General features: G+C 56.8%; 18 protein-coding genes and 1 pseudogene. 9 read left to right on the forward strand and 10 right to left on the reverse strand.

Annotation, left to right across the window (positions count from 1 at the left end; genetic code table 11):
• Positions 1-3: 3 nt before the first annotated feature.
• The 3 genes from htpG to B9Z44_RS08420 form a co-directional block, all read right to left on the reverse strand.
• Positions 4-1,989, reverse strand: a complete 1,986-nt coding sequence (gene htpG / locus B9Z44_RS08410; RefSeq protein WP_108402159.1) for a molecular chaperone HtpG — start codon at positions 1,987-1,989, stop codon at positions 4-6.
• A gap of 95 nt (positions 1,990-2,084) precedes the next feature.
• Positions 2,085-2,942 (reverse strand): pseudouridine synthase, encoded by an 858-nt coding sequence (locus B9Z44_RS08415; RefSeq protein WP_211308694.1) that lies wholly within the window; start codon positions 2,940-2,942, stop codon positions 2,085-2,087.
• 12 nt (positions 2,943-2,954) lie between these two features.
• Entirely contained in the window at positions 2,955-3,662 is a 708-nt protein-coding gene (locus B9Z44_RS08420) for a Crp/Fnr family transcriptional regulator (protein WP_108360229.1), read from the reverse strand.
• Positions 3,663-3,835: 173 nt separating this feature from the next.
• Here B9Z44_RS08420 and B9Z44_RS08425 point away from each other — a divergent pair, with 173 nt between their 5' ends.
• The 8 genes from B9Z44_RS08425 to B9Z44_RS08460 all read left to right on the forward strand — a co-directional run bounded on the left by B9Z44_RS08425 (position 3,836) and on the right by B9Z44_RS08460 (position 13,241).
• Positions 3,836-5,782 carry an AMP-dependent synthetase/ligase gene (locus B9Z44_RS08425; protein ID WP_108402161.1) on the forward strand — a complete coding sequence of 649 codons (1,947 nt, stop codon included), beginning with the start codon at positions 3,836-3,838 and terminating at the stop codon, positions 5,780-5,782.
• Entirely contained in the window at positions 5,779-6,561 is a 783-nt protein-coding gene (locus B9Z44_RS08430; protein ID WP_108360227.1) for an ABC transporter ATP-binding protein, read from the forward strand. The genes B9Z44_RS08425 and B9Z44_RS08430 overlap by 4 nt, the downstream gene beginning before the upstream one ends.
• Before the next feature lie 10 nt (positions 6,562-6,571).
• Positions 6,572-7,501, forward strand: a complete 930-nt coding sequence (locus B9Z44_RS08435) for a branched-chain amino acid ABC transporter permease (protein ID WP_108360226.1) — start codon at positions 6,572-6,574, stop codon at positions 7,499-7,501.
• A gap of 12 nt (positions 7,502-7,513) precedes the next feature.
• Positions 7,514-8,590 carry a branched-chain amino acid ABC transporter permease gene (locus B9Z44_RS08440; RefSeq protein ID WP_108360225.1) on the forward strand — a complete coding sequence of 359 codons (1,077 nt, stop codon included), beginning with the start codon at positions 7,514-7,516 and terminating at the stop codon, positions 8,588-8,590.
• Between the two features lie 41 nt (positions 8,591-8,631).
• A complete protein-coding gene (locus B9Z44_RS08445) occupies positions 8,632-9,969 on the forward strand; it encodes an ABC transporter substrate-binding protein (protein ID WP_108402162.1) in 1,338 nt (445 codons plus the stop codon).
• Positions 9,970-10,085: 116 nt separating this feature from the next.
• The gene (locus tag B9Z44_RS08450) at positions 10,086-10,895 is read left to right on the forward strand and encodes an ABC transporter ATP-binding protein (RefSeq protein ID WP_108360223.1); all 810 of its coding nucleotides are present in this window, start codon (positions 10,086-10,088) and stop codon (positions 10,893-10,895) included.
• A 13-nt stretch (positions 10,896-10,908) separates the two neighbouring features.
• Complete coding sequence (locus B9Z44_RS08455; protein ID WP_108402163.1) at positions 10,909-12,153, forward strand: phenylacetate--CoA ligase family protein; 1,245 nt, start codon at positions 10,909-10,911, stop codon at positions 12,151-12,153.
• 107 nt (positions 12,154-12,260) lie between these two features.
• Positions 12,261-13,241, forward strand: coding sequence for a tripartite tricarboxylate transporter substrate-binding protein (locus B9Z44_RS08460; protein ID WP_108402164.1), 981 nt, complete (start codon positions 12,261-12,263; stop codon positions 13,239-13,241).
• A gap of 66 nt (positions 13,242-13,307) precedes the next feature.
• Here B9Z44_RS08460 and B9Z44_RS08465 read toward each other — a convergent pair whose 3' ends face one another.
• From B9Z44_RS08465 to B9Z44_RS08485, 5 genes and pseudogenes are all read right to left on the reverse strand, one after another.
• On the reverse strand, positions 13,308-14,741 hold the full coding sequence (locus tag B9Z44_RS08465) for a bifunctional serine/threonine-protein kinase/universal stress protein (protein ID WP_108360220.1): 1,434 nt from the start codon (positions 14,739-14,741) through the stop codon (positions 13,308-13,310).
• Positions 14,738-15,502: a metallophosphoesterase family protein gene (locus B9Z44_RS08470; RefSeq protein ID WP_108402165.1), complete on the reverse strand. Its 765-nt coding sequence runs from the start codon at positions 15,500-15,502 to the stop codon at positions 14,738-14,740. The genes B9Z44_RS08465 and B9Z44_RS08470 overlap by 4 nt, the downstream gene beginning before the upstream one ends.
• A 32-nt stretch (positions 15,503-15,534) precedes the next feature.
• Positions 15,535-16,386 (reverse strand): 3-hydroxybutyryl-CoA dehydrogenase, encoded by an 852-nt coding sequence (locus B9Z44_RS08475; RefSeq protein WP_108360218.1) that lies wholly within the window; start codon positions 16,384-16,386, stop codon positions 15,535-15,537.
• Between the two features lie 141 nt (positions 16,387-16,527).
• Positions 16,528-17,301 (reverse strand): ABC transporter permease, encoded by a 774-nt coding sequence (locus tag B9Z44_RS08480; RefSeq protein ID WP_108402166.1) that lies wholly within the window; start codon positions 17,299-17,301, stop codon positions 16,528-16,530.
• A gap of 5 nt (positions 17,302-17,306) precedes the next feature.
• Positions 17,307-18,158, reverse strand: a pseudogene (locus B9Z44_RS08485) (ATP-binding cassette domain-containing protein); the annotation flags it as partial.
• A gap of 177 nt (positions 18,159-18,335) precedes the next feature.
• On the opposite strand from B9Z44_RS08485, the gene asd reads away from it, so the two are divergent.
• Positions 18,336-19,205: an archaetidylserine decarboxylase gene (gene asd, locus B9Z44_RS08490; RefSeq protein ID WP_108402861.1), complete on the forward strand. Its 870-nt coding sequence runs from the start codon at positions 18,336-18,338 to the stop codon at positions 19,203-19,205.
• A 69-nt stretch (positions 19,206-19,274) separates the two neighbouring features.
• Here the strand turns inward: asd and B9Z44_RS08495 are convergent, their stop codons facing one another.
• Positions 19,275-20,768 (reverse strand): AMP nucleosidase, encoded by a 1,494-nt coding sequence (locus tag B9Z44_RS08495; RefSeq protein WP_108402167.1) that lies wholly within the window; start codon positions 20,766-20,768, stop codon positions 19,275-19,277.
• Positions 20,765-21,928 carry an ATP-binding protein gene (locus tag B9Z44_RS08500; RefSeq protein WP_108402168.1) on the reverse strand — a complete coding sequence of 388 codons (1,164 nt, stop codon included), beginning with the start codon at positions 21,926-21,928 and terminating at the stop codon, positions 20,765-20,767. Before B9Z44_RS08500 ends, B9Z44_RS08495 begins: the two co-directional genes overlap by 4 nt.
• Between the last annotated feature and the right edge of the window lies 1 nt (position 21,929).

Raw genomic sequence — 21,929 nt, forward strand, 5'->3', positions numbered from 1 at the left:
GTTTTACACCAAGAGTGCGTTCACCCGTTTCACATAGGCGGCAGGGTCTTCGGGCAAACCACCTTCGGCTAACAAAGCTTGGTCAAACAAGATGTGCGCCAAGTCGTTGAAGTTGGGGTTGGCGTCACCGCCCAGCTTCTTCACCAAGGCATGCTCAGCATTCACTTCCAAGATGGGTTTCATCTCAGGCGCTTGCTGACCTGCTTGCTTGAGCATGCGGGCCAGTTGCATGGACATGCCATGGTCTTTCACCACCAAGCAGGCGGGCGAGTCAACCAAGCGGGTGGTCACGCGCACATCGTCGGCTTTGTCCTTCAGGGCTTCTTTGAGCTTGGCCAGCACGGGCTTGAAAGCTTCGGCGGCGTCTTCGGCAGCCTTCTTCTCGGCCTCGTCTTGCAACGAGCCCAAGTCCACAGCGCCTTTGGCGACCGATTGCAATGGCGTGCCGTCGAACTCTTGTACAAAGTTCAAGGCCCACTCGTCCACGCGGTCGGTCATCAACAGCACTTCGATGCCTTTTTTGCGGAACACTTCGAGTTGTGGGCTGTTCTTGGCCGCAGCCAATGAGTCGGCGGTGATGTAGTAGATGGCCTCTTGGCCTTCTTTCATGCGCGCTTTGTAGTCGGCGAAAGACACGGTCACAGCGTCTGTGCTGGTGCTGGCAAAGCGCAACAACTTGGCGAGCTTGTCTTTGTTGGCAAAGTCTTCGCCCAAGCCTTCTTTCAGCACGGAGCCAAACTCCGCGTAGAACTGGCTGTACTTGCCTTGCTTGGCTTTGTCTTCGTCGCTGAGAACGTCAGTGACACCTTCGGTTGTCGCGTCAGTCACGCCATCGTCGCCCGCCACGGGGGCTTTGTCGTACTTGGCCAAGTCTTCCAACACGGCCAACACGCGGCGTGTGTTGCCTTCGCGAATGGCTTTCACATCGCGGCTTTCTTGCAGCAACTCACGGCTCACGTTCAGTGGCAAATCGGCTGAGTCCACCACGCCTTTGATGAAGCGCAGGTAAGAGGGCATCAGCGCTTCGGCGTCGTCCATGATGAACACGCGCTTCACGTACAACTTCAAGCCCGACTTTTTGTCGCGGTTGAACAAGTCCATCGGCGCTTTGCTGGGGATGTACAGCAACTGTGTGTACTCGGTGCTGCCTTCCACACGGTTGTGGCTCCAAGCCAAAGGTGGCTCGAAGTCGTGGCTGATGTGTTTGTAGAACTCGTTGTGCTGTTCGTCAGTCACATCTTTCTTCGCGCGAGCCCACAGCGCGTTGGCTTGGTTGATGGTTTCCCATTCATCGGTCAACACCATTTCGCCGGGTTGGTCGTTTTCTCCCTCTTTCCATTCTTCTTTGCGCATGCGGATAGGCAACGAGATGTGGTCAGAGTATTTGTTGATGACCGACTTGAGCTTCCAAGCGCTCAGGTATTCCTCGGCATCATCACGCAAGTGCAAGATGATCTTGGTGCCACGCTCCGCTTGGGTGATGGTCTCCACCTCAAAGTCACCCGTGCCGGTGCTGCTCCAGCGCACACCCTCGCTGGCCTTCAAGCCTGCGCGGCGAGATTCCACCGTGATGCGGTCCGCCACGATGTAGCCCGAATAAAAGCCCACGCCAAACTGGCCAATCAAAGCGCCTTGGTCTTTGGCATCGGTCTTTTGGTCGCCGCTGAGTTTGCCCATGAATTCGCGTGTGCCGCTCTTGGCAATCGTGCCGAGGTGGGCAATGGCTTCTTCTTGGCTCATGCCAATGCCGTTGTCAGCAATGGTCAAGGTGCGGGCGTCTTTGTCAAAGCTCACGCGCACTTCGAGGTCTGCGTTGCCTTCAAACAAAGCATCGTTGTTTAGGCCTTCGTAGCGCAGCTTGTCGCAGGCGTCAGAGGCGTTGGACACCAGCTCGCGCAAGAAGATTTCTTTGTTGGAATACAGCGAATGCGTGACGAGGTGCAGCAGTTGCGACACTTCGGCTTGGAAGGAATGGGTTTGTTTGGTCATGGTCTTCAAAAACTAAATTACAAAAAACAACGCCCCAAGATGCGGGGCGTGGGCCTCAATTTCAAGAGGCATCAAACGCGGGAAATGCGCGCAACTTAAAAGCGCTCGTGCGCGCCGAGGTAGCGCCACTGCCCAGCAGGCAGTTGCCCCAGTTGCACGTGCCCAATGCGGATGCGTTTGAGGCCCACGACCTGAAGGCCGACTTGTTCGCACATGCGGCGAATTTGGCGTTTTTTGCCCTCGGTCAACACAAAGCGAAGTTGCTCTGGGTTTTGCCATTCCACCTGTGCACGTTTGAGAGGCTTGCCGTCCAAGCTCAAGCCGTGGCGCAAGCGTTCGAGTTGCGCTTTCGGAAACACAGCCTGCACATTGTTGGTCACGCGGTCGTGGTCGCCAATGGCGCTGAGTTGATTCGCTCTGCCGCCGTACGTGGCAGAGGCGGCGGTGGCCGCGGCGGTGTTTTCGTGGCCGGTGTAGGTCACGCGCACCAAATATTCTTTTTCCATCTCCGAGTCTTCACCGATCAATTGGCGTGCCACGCGTCCATCTTGCGTCAACACCAACAAGCCCGTGGAGTCGATGTCGAGTCGGCCCGAAGGGGCGAGGCTGCGCAAGTGTGGGGGCGTGAAGCGTCGCTTGGACGAATCGCCCGCCCAATGCGTGCGAGGGTTGATCAGCATGATGGCGGGCTCATGTCCGTCTTCGGCTTGGCCGCTCACATAGCCCATGGGCTTGTGCAAAAGAATAGTGACTTGGGTGTCTTGGTGGCCCTTGGCGCGTGGGTCCACCTCAACACGGTCGTTCGGGCCAACCTTCACGCCCATTTCAGCGGGGCGGCCATTGACCAACACCCAGCCTTGTTCAATCCACGCATCGGCCTCGCGGCGTGAGCACAGGCCGAGTTCGGCCATGCGTTTGTTGAGGCGGATGAGTTCTGAGGGGGTGTCTGACATAAGAGGCAAATTCTAAGTGCCGCTGGCGCGCAAAGCCGCCAAGTCGAGCACGCGCATGCCGCCATATTCAATGCGAATCGCGCCTTGCTCTTCCAGCCGATTCAGCGCCACATTCACACGTTGGCGCGACAGGCCAACAAGGTAAGCCAGCTCTTGCTGCGTGATGCGCAAAATCTCGCCCACACCTGGAAACAACGTGGGGTTGAACAGCGCGGCCAAGTTGCGTGCCACGCGCACGTCAGGGTCGGTAGATCGGTCAATTTCTCGCGCTTCAATGAACTGCGCCAAGCGTTCGTTGAGTTGGTTCATTACAAAGCGGTTGAAGCCGATGGAGTTGTCTAGCAGCCAATGAAACGTTTCGATCGGCAAGCCTGCCACCACGCTGCGTCGCAAGGCCATGATGTTGTAGCGGTACGTTTCGCGCTTGATGGCCGTGCCCTCGCCAAACCAACCGCCGGGCGGGACGCCCGTGAAGGTGATGGTGCGGCCACTGGCGCTGTCCGTGCTCATTTTCAGCAAGCCTTCCACCACGCCAAACCAATACGTGGCTTGGCGGCCCATGCGGCACACGTAGTCGCCGGGCATGGGGTCGCTCACCACCAGCTGAGATTCAATGCGGTTGCGCTCGTTTTCTTTGAGCAAGCCAAACCACGGAATGAGCTTGAGTTCTTGCTCGGTCAGTGCGCGTCGTCGCTGGTAAACGGTGGGTGTTTGCGCCATGGATTCTGATCAATAGAAAAGTTTTATTCGGGTAATCACTGCTCAGTGTCTACCCTAAATTGTCGTCGAAACGACAACTTGGCGTCAAATCCGGTCCTACGATCGCACCCAACATCAAAACGCGTCACCTACGCGTCATGATTTTTTGTCGACACACAAAGCAAGGATTAGGAATGCAGACCACGTTCCCACGACTGTTACTCAAGCATGCCAGCGAGCGCCCCAGTGCGCCAGCCATGCGCGAGAAGGAATACGGCATTTGGCAAACCACCTCTTGGGCCGATATGGCTCAAATGGTGGAGCACATGGCGTGCGGCTTGCACCAAGCAGGTTTGACGCGCGGCGAACACATGGTGGTGGTGGGTTCTAACCGTCCCCGCTTGTACGCCACCATGTTGGCGGCCCAATCGTTGGGTGCCATTCCAATTCCTTTGTACCAAGATGCCGCTGGCCCTGAGTGCGTGTTCCCGCTCAACAACGCGGACGTGCGTTTTTGCGTCGTGGAAGACCAAGAGCAAGTGGACAAGCTGCTCGAGATTCGTGAGCAATGCCCACAAATCTCACACATCTTTTTTGATGACCCACGCGGCTTGCGCAAATACGACGAGCCAGGCTTGGCCTCCCTCGAAGAGTTGCTGGCTGCTGGCGCCGTGTTTGCCAAGCAACACCCAGGCTTCTATCTGGACGAAGTGGAGAAAGCACACACCGACGACGTGGGCGCGATGTTCTTCACATCGGGCACCACAGGCAACCCCAAAGGTGTGGTGCACACGCACAACTCGCTCATCAACCGTGCTGAAGCCGGCGCCTTGTTTGACAAGCTCACTTCGCACGAAGACGTGTTGGCGTATTTGCCACCCGCTTGGATTGGCCAAAACATTTTCAGCTACGCCCAGTGGTTGTATTGCGGTTATGTGGTGAACTGCCCCGAGTCAGCCGCCACCGTCACCATCGACTTGAAGGAAGTCGGCCCCACTTACTACTTCGCGCCACCCCGCGTGTTTGAAGGCTTGCTCACCAGCGTGATGATTCGCATGGAAGATGCTGGCGTCATCAAGCGCAACATGTTCCATTACTTCATGGATGTGGCTCGCAAATACGGCCCCACCAAAATGGACGGCAAGTCGATTGGTTTGGTAGGCGAAGTGCTCTACACCTTGGGCAATTTCTTTGTCTACGGCCCGCTGCGCAACAACCTCGGTATGAGCCGCGTGCGCGTGGCCTACACCGCCGGTGAGGCGATTGGTCCCGATTTGTTCAGCTTCTACCGTTCCATCGGTGTGAACTTGAAGCAGCTCTATGGCTCCACCGAAACCGCCGTGTTCGTCTGCTTGCAGCCCGACCACGAAGCACGCGCCGACACCGTGGGCGTGCCCTGCGCGGGCGTTGAAATCAAAGTCGCCGACAACGGTGAAATCTTGGTCAAGTCGCCAGGTTTGCTTAAAGGCTATTACAAAAACGACGCAGCCACGGCTGAAGTGCTGACCGCCGATGGCTGGTACCACACCAGCGACGCGGGCTTCTTGGATGCGCATGGCCATTTGAAAATCATTGACCGCGTCAAAGACGTGGGCCGCATCAAAGGCGGCAGCAACGACGGCGCCATGTTTGCGCCCAAGTACGTCGAGAACAAACTCAAGTTTTTCCCGCACATCAAAGAAGTGGTGGCCTATGGCGACCAACGCGAAAAAGTGTGCGTGATGATCAACATCGACATGGAAGCCGTGGGTAATTGGGCTGAGCGTCAAAACCTGCCTTACGCCGGCTATACCGATTTGGCGCAAAAGCCTGAGGTGTATCAGTTGATCAAAGAGTGCGTTGAGAAGGTCAATGCTGATCTCGCTGCTGACGAACTCTTGGCCGGTAGCCAAGTGAGCCGCTTCCTCGTGTTGCACAAAGAACTCGATGCCGATGATGGCGAACTCACCCGTACCAACAAAGTGCGTCGCGGTTTCATCGCCGAAAAATACGACGCCTTGGTGGGCGCCCTGTACAACGGCGCGACCGAGCAATTCATTGAAACCGTGGTGAAGTTTGAAGACGGTCGCACCGGCAGCGTGAGCGCCACGCTCAAACTGTCTGACGCCAAAACCTTCGCGCCTGTGGGGAAAGCAGCATGAGCAAGAAAATCGGCGACGTCATCCTCGACGTCAAAAACATCAGTTTGCGTTTCGGTGGCGTCAAGGCGCTGACCGACATTTCCTTCAACGTGCGCGAGCACGAAGTGCGCGCCATCATTGGCCCCAACGGTGCGGGCAAGAGCTCCATGCTCAACTGCATCAACGGGGTGTACACGCCTTCAGAAGGTTCCATCACTTTCCGCGGTCAAACCTTCGACCACATGGACAGCCACCAAGTGGCCACCATGGGCATTGCGCGCACCTTCCAAAACTTGGCCTTGTTCAAAGGCATGAGCGTGATTGACAACATCATGACGGGCCGCAACCTGCGCATCAAGAGCAACCTGTTCATGCAGGCCTTGCGCATCGGCCCCGCACAACGCGAGGAAGAAGAGCATCGCGAAAAGGTTGAACACATCATCGACTTTTTGGAAATCCAAGCGCACCGCAAAACGCCTGTGGGCCAGCTGCCCTACGGTTTGCAAAAGCGCGTCGACTTAGGTCGCGCCTTGGCGATGGAGCCACAAGTGTTGCTGCTCGACGAACCCATGGCCGGCATGAACGTCGAAGAGAAACAAGACATGTGCCGCTTCATTTTGGATGTGAACGAAGAGTTCGGCACCACCATCGTGTTGATTGAACACGACATGGGCGTGGTGATGGACATTTCGGATCGCGTGGTCGTGCTTGACTACGGCAAAAAGATTGGCGATGGCACCCCCGATGAGGTGCGCAACAACGAGGAAGTCATCAGCGCTTACCTCGGCACTTCACACTAAGGACAAGAACATGGCATTTTTTCTAGAAGCCCTTTTCGGCGGCCTGATGGCCGGCATGTTGTATTCGTTGGTCGCACTTGGCTTTGTCTTGATTTTCAAAGCCTCAGGCGTTTTCAACTTTGCGCAAGGCGCGATGGTGTTGTTTGCGGCGCTGGCCATGGCTCGTTTTTCCGAGTGGGTGCCTGGCTGGCTCGGCATCAACAGCCAGTTTTTGGCCAACGTGATTGCCTTTGTGTTGGCTGGCGCGTGCATGTTTGTGTTGGCTTGGACGATCGAGCGCTTGGTGTTGCGCCACTTGGTCAACCAAGAAGGCGTGACCTTGCTGATGGCCACCTTGGGCATCACCTACTTCTTGGACGGTTTGGGCCAAGGCATCTTTGGCAGCGACATTTACAAGATTGATGTGGGCATGCCCAAAGATCCCGTGTTCTTGCTTGACTCTGTCTTTGAAGGCGGCGTCATGATCAACCTCGAAGACGTGTATGCCGCTTGCATTGCTGCTTTGCTGGTGTTCGTGTTGTCGATGTTTTTCCAAAAAACCACCACAGGCCGCGCACTGCGCGCTGTGGCCGATGACCACCAAGCGGCTCAGTCGATCGGTATTCCACTCAACCGCATTTGGGTCATCGTGTGGTTTGTGGCTGGCTTGACGGCGTTGGTCGCCGGCATCATTTGGGGCTCCAAGATGGGGGTGCAGTTCTCGCTGACCACCGTGGCTTTGCGTGCCTTGCCCGTGATTATTTTGGGCGGTTTGACCTCGGTGCCTGGCGCCATCATTGGCGGTTTGATCATCGGCGTCGGGGAAAAACTCTCTGAGGTGTATGTCGGCCCCATGGTGGGCGGCGGCATTGAGATTTGGTTTGCCTATGTGTTGGCCTTGGTCTTCTTGTTGTTCCGTCCACAAGGTTTGTTCGGCGAAAAAATCATTGACCGCGTGTAAGGAGAAAAAGAAATGTTTTACAGAGAAAACGGTCAATTCAAAACGAGCTATCGCACAGATCAACAGATCTTTCCGATTGCCCAAGATCGCTGGGTCATTCTTGCGCTGGTCGCATTTGCTTTCATCGGCATTCCGGCGATGGTCGACGAGTACATGTACCGCGCTATTTTGATTCCCTTCCTCATCTTGTCGTTGGCAGCGTTGGGGGTGAACATCTTGGTGGGCTACTGCGGTCAGATTTCATTGGGCTCAGGCGCCTTCATGGCGGTGGGCGCCTACATGGCCTACAACACCTACATCCGCATTGAGGGTGTGCCGCTGATCTTGGCCTTGCTGTCGGGCGGTTTCTTTGCCACGCTGGTGGGTATCTTTTTCGGGATTCCCAGCTTGCGTGTGAAAGGCTTGTACTTGGCGGTCGCCACCTTGGCTGCGCAGTTCTTCTGCGATTGGGCTTTCTTGCGCATTGGTTGGTTCACCAACAACAACGCATCAGGCTCGGTCTCGGTGTCGAACTTGAGCGTGATGGGCTTGCCTGTCGGCACCCCTGTCGAAAAGTATTTGTTCTGCTTGTCGTTTCTCGTGGTCTTTGGCTTGCTCGCCAAAAACTTGGTGCGCTCTGCCATTGGCCGTGAGTGGATGGCCATTCGCGACATGGACGTGGCCGCTGCCGTGATTGGCATTCGCCCTGTTTACGCCAAGCTCAGTGCTTTCGCGGTGAGCTCATTCATCGTGGGCGTGGCGGGTGCGTTGTGGGGCTTTATTCACCTGGGTTCGTGGGAGCCTGCTGCGTTCTCGATTGACCGCAGCTTCCAGTTGCTGTTCATGGTCATCATCGGCGGCATGGGTTCCATCATGGGCAGCTTCTTTGGTGCCGCCTTCATCGTGATCTTGCCCATTTTCTTGAACCAGTTCTTGCCCGTGTTTGGCGAGGTGTTTGGTATCGCCATCTCCACCGCCACCGTGTCGCACGTGGAGTCCATGGTCTTTGGTGCGCTGATTGTTTGGTTCCTGATTGTTGAGCCACACGGCTTGGCAAAGCTGTGGTCGATTGCCAAACAAAAGCTTCGCCTGTGGCCTTTCCCTCATTGATTTTCCTTGACCTCTAAAAAACTTTTAACAGGAGACAACCCATGAAGTTTCGTCAAATCACAACAGCCGTGACCTTGTTCGCTGCTGCCATCACCGGCAGCTTGGTGAGCACGCAAGCTGCTGCACAAGCCAAAGAGCAGTTTTTCCCTGCGCTGGTGTACCGCACAGGTGCCTATGCCCCTAACGGCATTCCTTTTGCGAACGGTTTCATTGACTACCTCAAGCTCACCAATGAGCGTGGCGGCATCAACGGCGTCAAAGTCATTTATGAAGAGTGTGAAACCGCTTACGCCACAGACCGTGGTGTGGAGTGTTACGAGCGCTTGAAGGGCAAGAACGGCGGCGCCACCGTGTTCCAGCCTTTGTCCACAGGCATCACCTTTGCGCTGACTGAAAAAGCACCGATCGACAAAATCCCCGTGTTGACACCTGGCTTGGGCCGCAGTGAGTCACAAGACGGTGGCGTGTTCAAGTGGAACTTCCCATTGGCTGGCACCTATTGGGTGGCTGCTGACACCATCATCCAAGACATCGGCAAGCGTGAAGGCGGCCTTGACAAACTCAAGGGCAAAAAGATCGCGTTGATGTACCACGACAGCCCATTCGGCAAAGAAGCCATCCCCATGTTGCAAGAGCGCGCAGCTTTGCACGGCTTCCAACTGAGCCTGTTGCCCGTGACGCATCCAGGCGTTGAGCAAAAGTCAACCTGGTTGCAAATTCGCCAAAACCGCCCTGACTACGTCGTCAACTGGGGTTGGGGTGTGATGAACTCCACTGCGTTGAAAGAAGCGCAAGCCACAGGCTACCCACGCGAAAAAATGTATGGCGTGTGGTGGGCGGGTGCTGAGCCAGACGTCAAAGACGTTGGCGCAGGCGCCAAGGGTTACACCGCGGTGATGATGCAACACGGCGCAGAGAAGAAGTCTGATGTTGTGAAAGAAATCCTCGCCAAAGTGCACGGCAAAAAGCAAGGCACAGGCCCTGCTGAAGAAGTGGGCGATGTGCTTTACATGCGTGGCGTGCAAGCCGCGATGTACGGCATTGAAGGTGTTCGCGCCGCGCAAGAGCGTTTCGGTAAAGGCAAGGTCATGACCGGCGAGCAAGCTCGTTGGGGTTATGAAAACCTGAACTTGACGCAAGCCAAGTTGGACACCTTGGGCTTCAAAGGCGTGCTCCGTCCTTTGTCGACCAGCTGCCAAGACCACATGGGTAGCGCATGGACACGCATGCACACATGGGATGGTTCTAAGTTTGTTTGGTCCTCTGATTGGTACCAAGCCGACGAACAAATCATGAAGCCCATGGTGAAAGCTGCTGCTGACAAATACGCTGCTGAGAAAAAAATCCAGCGTCGTAGCGCCGCAGACTGCCAGCTGTAATTTGAGGGTCGTCACGCTGTGACAGTTTGGTGGCTCTCACGAGCCACCAAACCACAGGCTCCCAAGGGGCTTGCGGTTTGGTCCAACCCAACAACGTTTTTTTAGCAAGGTAAGTTATGAGCGCCAACAACATCGTTCTCAACGTCAATGGCATTGAAGTCATTTACAACCACGTCATCTTGGTGCTCAAGGGCGTTTCGCTCAGCGTGCCAGAAGGCCGCATCGTGTCTTTGCTAGGTGGCAACGGCGCAGGCAAAACCACCACCTTGCGTGCCATCTCGAACTTGCTGCAAGGCGAGCGCGGTGAGGTGACCAAGGGCAGCATTGAGTTTCGCGGCGAGCGCATCGAAAACCTCACGCCCGCCGATTTGGTCAAGCGCGGTGTGGTGCAAGTGATGGAGGGGCGTCACTGTTTCGCCCACTTGACCATCGAAGAAAACTTGTTGACCGGTAGCTACACCCGCAGCAGCAAAGGCGAGATTGAGGCCAACTTGGAGAAGGTCTACAACTACTTCCCTCGTTTGAAAACGCGCCGCACCTCGCAAGCGGCCTACACATCAGGTGGCGAGCAGCAAATGTGCGCGATTGGTCGCGCCATCATGGCCAGCCCCAACATGGTGTTGTTAGACGAGCCCTCCATGGGCTTGGCGCCACAAATTGTGGAAGAGGTGTTCAACATCGTCAAAGACTTGAACGAGAAAGAAAAAGTCACCTTCCTGATTGCCGAGCAAAACACCAACATGGCTTTGAAGTACGCCGACTACGGCTACATCATGGAGTCTGGCCGCATCGTGATGGACGGTGCCGCCTCTGACTTGGCCAACAACGAAGACGTGAAAGAGTTTTACCTCGGCATGGGTGGCGGCGAACGCAAGAGCTTCAAAGACGCCAAGAGCTACAAGCGCCGCAAGCGTTGGTTGGCATAAGTAGGGCTCGCACATGTCCAAGCACTACGACGCACTCGAAACCCGCAACCCCGTCGAGCGCGAGGCCGCACTCATGGCCGCGCTGCCGGCGCAAGTGGCGCATGCACAAAAGAACTCGCCCGCATTTGCCAAGTCATTGGCCGGTGTGAACGCCGCCAGCATCACCAGCCGTGAAGCGCTGGCCAAGTTGCCCGTGATTCGCAAATACGAGTTGTTGGCGCAGCAACAAGAACAACGTGCCACCAATGTGTTTGGCGGCTTCTCTGCCATTGGCTTTGGCAAAGCCATGCCGCGCGTGTTTGCCAGCCCTGGCACCATTTATGAACCTGAAGGTGCGCGCCCAGATTACTGGCGCATGGCCCGTGCCATTTACGCCGCAGGCTTTCGCGCGGGTGAACTTGCACACAACTGCTTCAGCTACCACTTCACGCCTGCGGGCTCGATGATGGAAACGGGGGCACACGCCATTGGTTGCACCGTGTTTGCGGGCGGCACAGGCCAGACCGAACAGCAAGTAGGCGCCATGGCTGAGTTGAAGCCTGCCGGCTACATCGGCACGCCCAGCTTCTTGAAAATCATTGTGGAAAAAGCAGCCGAGATGGGCGTGAAGTTGCCCACGGTCACCAAAGCCTTGGTGTCAGGCGAAGCCTTTCCTCCCAGCTTGCGCGATTGGTTGGCCGAGCGCGGCATCGCGGGCTACCAGTGCTACGCCACGGCCGACCTCGGCTTGATTGCGTATGAAACCGAAGCCCGTGAAGGCTTGGTGCTGGACGAAGGTGTGATCGTTGAGATCGTGCGTCCTGGCACCGGTGACCCTGTGCCCGAAGGCGAGGTGGGTGAGCTCGTCATCACCACGCTGAATTCTGATTACCCACTCATTCGATTTGGCACCGGCGACTTGTCGGCTGTGCTGCCGGGGCAATGCCCCACAGGTCGCACCAACGTGCGCATCAAAGGCTGGATGGGTCGTGCCGACCAAACCACCAAAGTCCGCGGCATGTTTGTTCACCCAGGCCAAGTGGCCGAAGTGGTCAAACGTTTCCCCGAAATCAAACGTGCGCGTTTGGTGGTGACGGGCGAAATGGCCAACGACCAAATGTCGTTGAAGGTTGAAGCCGCCGAGGCCGAAGGCTTGGCACAAAAAATTGGGGATGCCGTGCGCGACATCACCAAGCTGCGTGCCGATGTGAGCTTGGTGGCGCTGGGCAGTTTACCCAACGACGGCAAGGTCATCGAAGACGCCCGCACCTACCAGTGACACCCATCTGCAGCGGGGTTGACCTAGCTCAAGGGGCTTACGTAATTCCCGCTGTTTTTTAAGGCATCTTGGGCGCTACTATCATGAACTGTCATTAAGGAGACCTCATGAAAAAACTATTCGCTTTGAGCTTGCTGGCTGTGGCCACTTTGACTGGCGCAAACGCCGCCGATTTCCCGATCAAAGACAAGCCTGTCACCATCGTTGTGCCGTTCACGGCTGGCGGCCCGACTGACCGCGTCGCGCGTGATTTGGCTGAAGCTTTGCGCAAGCCTTTGGGCGCCAACGTGGTGGTTGAAAACGTGGCTGGCGCAGGCGGCACGATTGGCGCCAACAAGGTTGCCAAAGCGCCGCAAGACGGCCACACCATCCTTTTGCACCACATCGGCATGGCCACATCGCCAGCCCTGTACCGCAAGATGCCTTACAACACCACCGAAGATTTTGAGTACTTGGGCATGGTCAACGAAGTGCCCATGACCTTGATCGGTCGTCCCACCTTGCCTGCGACCAACTTCAAAGAGTTGCAAGCTTGGATTGCACAAAACAAAGGCGCCGTCAATTTGGGCAACGCCGGTTTGGGCGCCGCCTCACACCTGTGCGGCTTGTTGTTCCAAAACGCACTCAAGACCGACATGACGACAGTGCCTTACAAAGGCACGGCACCTGCGATGAACGACTTGATGGGCGGCCAAATCGATTTGCTGTGTGACCAAACCACCAACACCACCAGCCAAATCGAAGCCAAAACTGTCAAGGCTTTCGCTGTCACCACCACCAAGCGTTTGACCACGCCTGCCTTGAAGTATTTGCCTACTTTGGATGAGTCAGGCCTCAAAGGTTTTGAAGTCACCATTTGGCACGGTTTGTATGCCCCTAAAGGCACAGCTGCTGAGGTGACCGCCAAGATCAACAAAGCGTTGAAGGTGGCTCTGAAAGACCCCGAGTTCCTCAAGAAGCAACAAGGCTTGGGCGCTGTGGTCGTGACGGACAAGCGCACCGATGGCGCCGAGCACAAGAAGTTTGTGGCGGCTGAAATCGCCAAGTGGGGCCCGATCATTCAGGCTGCGGGCGTGTACGCTGACTAAACCCACAATTGAGCTTGTGACAAAAACAAAAGCCACCTTCGGGTGGCTTTTTTGTGGGCGTTTGGCTTAGTTGTTCAAGTGCTCAAACGGCAACGCCTGCTTCACCAAAATCACGGTGCAGGGCGCGTCCATGGCCACCTTGATAGGGATAGTCGCGACAAACCGTTGCATCTGCAAGCCATGTGTGGCCGCACCCATGACGATGATGCTCACGTTATTGCCTTCGGCGTAGCGCACGATGGCGTTGGCGACATCGCTTGCTTCAAGCACGTGGTACGAGGTTTGGTGTTCGCTCAAATCCAGTGGTTGCGCCCATTGCTGCAGCATGGTGCGGTATTGGCGGTGTAGGGTGGTTTCGCTCTTGTCGTGTTCTGACGAGCTACTGAGGTTGGGCGAAATCACCGTCACCACCGCCAAGCGTGCGCCAGGCCGCAAACCCAAAGAGCGCGCCACAGACTGACGCAGCGAATACAAGGTGGCATCGCTGGCCTCGTGGTTTGGCACTGCCACCATGACGATGGGAATTTCATCAATTTGCTGCGATGGCAGTGGGCTAGGCTGGTAGTGCATGCCTGCTGCTTTGAGCCAACGTTTGAAGTGCGTGAAGAACGGCGTGCCAAGCACCTGCTTGCCGCGCTTGGTGACCTTGATCTGTTCTGGATGCTCCAGGTCAAATGCCAAATGCGCGGCCGATGGATAGCGCTTGGCCGCTTCGGGCTCTAGGCAACGCAGCACCACTTCTTGAAACCACTCGGGCAAGTCGTCGCGCAAGCGGCGCGGTGGCGTGGGGTCCATCCACAAACGCTGGCGCATACCACCATTGGTTTGTGGATTGCCAAAGGGCAACTCACCCGTGGCCAGTTCGTACAGCATGACGCCAATGGCAAAGATGTCGCTGCGCGGGTCGCCGCGCACGCCCACCACTTGTTCGGGCGCAATCCAAGCGGGTGAGCCCACGGCTTTGCGCAGCTCTTCGGCCAGCAAGTCGGGGTAATGCGCGTGGGACGACAAACCAAAATCCAGCAAAACGGCGTGACCGTTTGGATGCATCAGCACGTTGGCGGGCTTGATGTCTAGGTGGCAGGTGTTTTGTTGGTGCAGGCTGTGGGCAGCGCGGGCGATGGCCGCACCAAGGCGCGTGATGTCGGCTACTTCTGCCCGTGTGCGGTTGTGCGTGTGTGCGTCCAACACTTGCTGCAAGGTAAGGCCGGGCACATGCTCCATCACCAAGTAGGGCATGTTCACCAAATCGCCTGCCGCCACAAAACGTGGCACATGCGTGCCTTGCAGTACTTGCAAAATTTGATGCTCCACTTCGAAGCCCACAATGTTTTCAGCGCCATCGCCCGCCGTCATGCGTGGTACTTTCATCACCATGTCAAACGGCGCGGGGCGCTCGTCGGCATAGGTCACTTCATAAATGTGGGCCATGCCGCCTGCATGCAAGCAAGCGCCAATGCGGAACCCGTCCAGCTCGGTGCCCGCTTCTAGGCGTTTCACTTGCCGGTCTCCAAGCGTTGCGCAAAGAACTCGGGCAAGCCTGCTTCGCGCACGGCACGAGCGGCCGCGCGATGGTCATAGGCCACGCGGTGGAAGGTGAGCCTGGCCGCCGTGCTGTCAAACACCGCGTACATGGCGCGTGGGTTGCCGTCGCGTGGTTGGCCCACCGAGCCAATGGTGGCAATCCACTGGCGGTGTTTGGGGGTGGGGATGGGCACGCCCGACGTGGGCTTGAACGCCATCAACTGACGGCCTGTGCCCCGGTAATACAACGACTGGTGGTGCACATGGCCACCAAACACATAGCGCACATCGGGGTGGGCGCAAGCGGCATCCAAGCTCAGGCTGGCGGTGCGTTCGTCTTCCACATAACGCCAGCGGTCAGGCGCATCGGCGCTGGCGTGGACCAACAGCATGTGGTCCACCTGTGCGGTGAGCGGCAAGATTTCTAACCAAAAGCGTTGCGCGGGGGACAGCTGGTTGTGTGTCCATTCAGCCGTTTGGCTGCCCAACGAAGGGTTGGGGTTGGCCGAGTTGATGTTGTGCGTTTGAATCAGCTCTTCATGGTTGCCACGCAGCACGATGGCACCTTCTTGCTGAAGCTTTTGGCAGCGTGCCACCACCTCGGCAGGAAAGGCACCATAGCTCACCAAATCACCCAAGATGGCCAGGCGCTCCGCGCCTTGCGTTTGCGCATGCGCCAAGCACGCATCAAGTGCGTGCAAGTTGCTATGGATGTCTGAGAGCAGGGCGTACTTCATGTCAACGCGTGCGACGTGGCTGGGACGCTTGTTTAATACGAGTAAACGCCGCGGCCTGTCTTGCGGCCCAAGTGGCCTGCCGCGACCATCTCTTTGAGCAAGGGGCATGCGCGGTATTTGCTGTCGCCAAACTCTTGCAAGTACACCTCCATCACGGCCAAGCACACATCCAAGCCAATCATGTCGGCCAAAGCCAAGGGGCCGATGGGTTGGTTGCAACCAAGCATCATGCCAGCGTCGATGTCTTTGGCTGAGGCCACGCCTTCGGCCAACACAAAGAAGGCTTCGTTGATCATGGGCACCAAGATGCGGTTGACCACAAAGCCCGGTGCGTTCTTGACGGTGATGGGCGTTTTGCCCAAGCGAGTAGACAGGTCGTGCACAGCAGCGTGTGTGGCATCGGAGGTTTGCAAACCACGGATGATTTCTACCAGTGCCATCATGGGCACGGGGTTGAAAAAGTGCATGCCAATGAAGCGGTCAGCACGCGCGGTGACGGCAGCGAGCTTGGTGATGGAAATCGAAGATGTGTTGGACGCGATGATGGCTTCTGGAGCCAACATGCCGTCGAGCTGCTTGACGATTTTGACCTTCAGGTCATAGTTCTCGGTGGCAGCTTCAATGACCAGCTCTGCACCTTTGAGGTCGTCGTAGCTGGTGCTGGTTTTGATGCGCGACAAGGCAGCAGCTTTATCAGCCTCGGTGATTTTTTCTTTCTTGATCAAACGGTCCAAGCTGCCCGCCACCGTGGCAAGGCCTTTGGCAACGGCGGCTTCAGAGATGTCGACCATCACCACGTTCACGCCAGACACCGCACAGGCTTGTGCAATGCCATTGCCCATGGTGCCGGCGCCGATGATGCCTACGGTTTGAATGCTGCTCATTAGGAAATCCTTGTGTTTGGGTTGAATCAAAACTTCAATATTAGCGGGGGATGTATTGCGTTTGGCTGACGTCGGTCAATTTGTGTCGTATCTGTTTTTTTGTTGCGGCACTTCGCGTTGCTCGTGCCGTCTGCCTCTGTATCAGGTTCGGAAACGTTTCTTCGTCAGATGCAGCGCAATCTTCCAAGCGATCACGGTGTAGACGGCTAAAACGCCAAGGTGCAAGGCTGCATCCGTAGGCCATTGGTCTAGAAATAGGGGGCGCACCAAGGCAATGGCTTGGGTGAGGGGCAGCCATGCTGAGATATCGCGCACGATGCCCGGCAGTTGGTCGCGCGGAAAGAACACGCCGCTCAAGAACATCATCGGCGTGAGGAACAGGGTGAAGTAGTAGGTGAAGAAGTCGTAGCCTTTGGCCAGTGCATTGAAGATCAAGGCAATACAGCTGAAGGTGATGCCGACGAACAACAAAATGGGCCACGCAGCCAAGAGCTTCCAACTTTGGGTGATGCCCAGCGCAAACATCACGCCCAAGATGGCGGTGATGGTGAACAGCGATTTGAACGCGGCCCACAGCATTTCGGCCAACAGCACATCGTCCAATCGCATGGGCGCGTTCAAGATGCCGTCCCAAGTTTTTTGCACATGCATGCGCGAGAAGGCCGAGTACAGCGCCTCAAACGTGGCGGCGTTCATGGCACTCATGCAGATCGAGCCACTGGCCAAGAACAAGATGTAGGGCACTTTGTCTGTGCCTAGGGTGACATCGCCCACCAGCGCACCCAGGCCGTAGCCAAAGGCCACCAGCCACATCAAGGGTTCAGCAATGTTGGCCACGAGGCTGGGAATAGCGAGCTTGCGCCACACCAAGAGGTTGCGCAAGAAGACGGGCCAGAAACGGAAATAGGTGTTCATCGCGCTTAGCCTTCCTCGCGGATTTGGCGTCCGGTCATTTTCAAAAACAAATCTTCCAAATTGGCGGGGCGGTGCAGCGTGCGCAGGCCTGTGTGGGCGCTGAGCGCTTGCAGCAATTGCGCCGCGTCTTGGGTGTAGAAAAACACGGTCTCACCGCTGGTCTCCACACGTTGCGCCAAGGTGGCAATAGGGCTGTCCACCAAAGCCAATGCGCCGCTGCCATACACCTCCACCACATCGGGCTCAAGGTGCTGAGCAATCAAATCACGCGGCGTGCCTTCGGCAATTTTTTTGCCGTGGTCGAGTACCAACAAACGGTTGCACAAGCGCTCGGCTTCGTCCATGAAATGGGTGGTCAGCAAAATGGATTTGCCTTGCTGCAAGAGTTGCTGCAAACGCTCCCACATCAGGTGGCGGGCTTGCGGGTCTAGGCCTGTTGTGGGCTCGTCGAGCAGCAGCAAATCGGGGTTGTTGATCAGGGCGCGGGCCAAGCTAAGTCGGCGTTTCATGCCGCCCGACAACTCGCCCGGTTTGGCGTTGGCCTTGTGTGACAGCGCCGCAAACTCCAGCAGCTGCGGAATGCGCGCTTGAATGTCGGCTTTCTTCATCCCAAAGTAGCGGCCAAACACCATGAGGTTTTCGGCACAGGTGAAGTCAGGGTCGAGCGTGTCGAATTGGCTCACCACCCCTAAGCGCGCTTTGATGGCCAGCGCGTCATCGGGCATCGTCAAACCAAACGCGTTGATGCTGCCGCCATCGGGCTGTGCGAGCCCAAGGCACATGCGCAGCGTGGTGGTTTTGCCTGCGCCGTTGGGGCCGATGACGCCCAAACATTCGCCAGGCGCGATGCTGAAAGACACATCGTTCACCACAGTGTTGTCACCGTAGCGTTTGAGGAGGTGGTTGCATTCGAAAAATGGGGTGCTCATACGTTCCATTGTGCCTGCGAGCAACTGCCTCGTAACCCGTAAGCGTCATTCTTGAGCGCTTGATGGAGCGCCTAAAATCTATGCAACTTTTGACAAGGCTTGACTGTGTCCGATACCTTATTTGTTCTTTCCCAATATGTGATGCCCAAACAGCTGCTCACGCAATTCGCGGGCGCAGTGGCGCGTGCGCGTTGCGGCAAGTGGACCCATGCCTTGATCAAGTGGTTCGTGGGCAAGTACCAAGTCAACATGGACGAAGCGGCTCAGCCCGACATCACGCAGTACGCCTGCTTCAACGACTTTTTCACCCGTGCCTTAAAGCCCGGCGCACGCCTCTTGGCCGATGCCGCGTTTGTGTGCCCCGTCGATGGCGCCATCAGCCAGTTGGGCCACATCGACGGCGACCAAGTGTTTCAAGCCAAAGGCCACAGCTACAGCACGCAAGCGCTGGTGGGCGGCGACGCCACCTTGGCAGCCCAATTTCAAGACGGCGAGTTCGCCACGATTTACCTCAGCCCCAAGGACTACCACCGCATCCACATGCCCAGCGCTGGTCGCCTGCGCCGCATGATTCATGTGCCCGGTGATTTGTTCTCGGTCAACCCCGCCACGGCGCGTGGTGTGCCCGGCTTATTTGCGCGCAACGAGCGCGTGGTGTGTGTGTTTGACATGCCTGCTGCTTCCGGTGAAAAACCTCAGCAATACGTGTTGGTGCTGGTCGGCGCCACCATCGTGGGCAGCATGGCCACACCTTGGCATGGCGTGGTCAATCCACCTCGTCCTGGCACGGTGCGCGAGTGGGCCTATGACGACCAAGAACTGAGCCTCAAACAAGGCGACGAAATGGGCCGCTTCTTGTTGGGCTCTACCGTAGTGTTGCTATGGCCCAAGGACACCATTGCGCTCAACCCTGCTTGGCAAGCTGCCCAAGGTGTGCGCTTGGGCGAGAAGATGGGTGATGCAGTGCACGCTTAACGCAGCGCCCTGCACACGTGAAAACCGCCTCTGTTGAGGCGGTTTCTTTTTGGGTGGTTGATGTAAGGCTTATTGAAACGCCACTTCAGCAAAGCTGCGTAACTTGCGGCTGTGCAGTTGCGCAGGCCCTTGCTGGCGCAGCAACTCAATGGCGCGCATGCCAATGCGCAAATGCTGGTCCACACGCTCGCGGTAAAAGTGGTTGGCCATGCCTGGCAGTTTGATTTCGCCGTGTAGCGGCTTGTCGCTCACACACAGCAGCGTGCCGTAGGGCACGCGGAACCGAAAACCGTTGGCTGCAATGGTGGCGCTTTCCATGTCGAGTGCCACGGCGCGGCTTTGGCTGAAGCGGCGTTGCGGCGTGTTGTCGGGCAACAGTTCCCAGTTGCGGTTGTCGGTGCTGGCCACCGTGCCTGTGCGCAAGATGCGTTTGAGCTCGGCGCCTTCGCATTGCGTCACATCCTTCACCGCCTGCTCTAGCGCGACTTGAATTTCAGCCAGCGCGGGGATAGGCACCCACAGCGGCAACTCTTCGTCCAGCACATGGTCTTCGCGCACATAGCCGTGGGCCAGCACGTAGTCGCCCAGTTGTTGGGTGTTGCGCAAGCCGGCGCAGTGGCCCAGCATCAACCATGCGTGCGGACGCAGCACGGCAATGTGGTCGGTGATGTTTTTGGCGTTGGCGGGGCCCACGCCAATGTTCACCATGGTGATGCCGGTGTGGTCTGCGCGCACCAAGTGGTAGCCGGGCATTTGCGGTAAGCGCGGTGGCACCTTGCCCAAGGCATCGTTGGCTTCCGCGGACAAGCCAACGCGGCGTGTGACCACATTGCCGGGCTCCACAAACGCGAGGTATTCGCTGTTCGGGTCTTGCATGGCTTCGTGGCCTAAACGCACAAACTCGTCGATGTAGAACTGGTAGTTGGTGAACAACACGTAATTCTGAAAATGCTCGGGGCTGGTGCCGCTGTAATGGCGCAGACGCTGCAACGAATAGTCCATGCGTGCGGCGGTGAACAGCGACAACGGTTGCGGCTCATTGGGCTTGGCTTGAAATGTGCCGTTGGCAATGCCGTCGTCCATGGCGGTGAGGTCGGGCAGGTCAAACACCTCGCGCATGAGTTGGCGGCGCTCTGCACTCATTTCGCCTTCCACATGGTCGTTGTCGGCGAATGAGAAATGCACAGGAATAGGCTGATGGCTCATGCCCACCTCCAGCGTGCCGCCGTGGTTTTGCAGCAGCAAGCGGAACTGCTCGCGGTAATACGCGGCAAACAAATCGGGGCGGGTGAGGGTGGTTTCGTAGCGGCCAGGCTCGGCCACAAAGCCGTAGCTCAAACTGCCACCGTCGCTGTTGGCTTGCAGCGCCCCCGTTTTGGTATGGATGCGCACAAACGGATAAAACGCCCGCACACGTTGCTCAAACTGCTTGCCCGCCACAAACTCGCGCATGGCGAGTCGCAAGTGATCAAGGCTAGTTTGGTACAGGGCTTGCACTTGGGCAAGCGCGCTCTCGGCGTCGGTGTGACGGGTGGGGGCGATGAAAGGTGGGCGAATACTCATGGGTGAATGTTAGGGTTCAGATATGACGGTATGTCGATGGGGGAAATAACTTGAACATTGTTAGCCATCGTCCAGCCCTCTTGCACGGGGGCGATCACATAGGCCTGGTTAACGCCGATGTCTTCGCATGCTTGCCAAAAACCTTTGGTCACCTTTGGTGCAGAGGAGAATTTAATTTCGAACCCAAGGGTTTGACGGCCTGTTTCGACCACCACATCCAGTTCAGCACCTGCGGCCGTTCGATAAAACGAGACGCTCGCGCCTGCGGGTAAGTGGTTGCAAATTTGCTCAACACAAAATCCTTCCCAAGACGCGCCCGTGATTGGATGCCCCATCATGTCGGTGATGTTGTGTATGCCCATCAGGTAATGAAGCAAACCACTGTCGCGCACATAAATTTTGGGTGATTTCACCAACCGTTTCCCGAGATTGGCATGAAACGGCTCCAATCGACGCAGCATGAGGCATTGCACCAAGTGATCCAGATAGCGTGTCACGGTGGGCGATGACACCCCAAGCGATGCGGCGATGCTTGATGCATTGAACAACTGGCCGTGTAGGTGAGCCGTCATGCGCCAAAAGCGCCGCATCAGTTCAGGCTCAACATTGATGCCCAATGCGGGCAGGTCCGTGTTTAAGAAATGTCGGACAAAGCCGTCCCGCCAAAGCCATGAGGCCTCATCGTTAGGGGCTGTATAGCTGTTAGGGAAACCACCTCGCAACCACAGGGTTTGAATATCCTCGAAGTCGCGATGCACCTCGCTGAGAAGCAAGGGCGCCATATCCACCAAAGCCAAACGTCCCGCCAACGATTGCGACTGTTGAAGTAGCTTGAATGAGGCAGACCCGAGAATCAGAAATCGGCCGTTGCGTCGTTCTGCATCAATCTCTCCACGCATGGTGCTGAACAGCTCAGGCGCGTTTTGAATTTCATCCAGCACGATCAAGCGATCGCGATGGGCTTGAAAAAATACATCCGCTTGCTCTAGCTTTGCGCGTGCTTGGCTGTTTTCAAGGTCAAGATAAATCGACTTTGGAAATTCGGCTGCAATCTGCCGAGCCAGCGTTGTCTTGCCAATTTGGCGCGCACCAAGAATGGCAACGGCAGGGCTCCAACTCAGGTGGTTGCGAATTTCTTGGGATGCTTTTCGATGAAACATC

The organism is Limnohabitans curvus (assembly GCF_003063475.1).
Taxonomy (GTDB): domain Bacteria; phylum Pseudomonadota; class Gammaproteobacteria; order Burkholderiales; family Burkholderiaceae_C; genus Limnohabitans; species Limnohabitans curvus.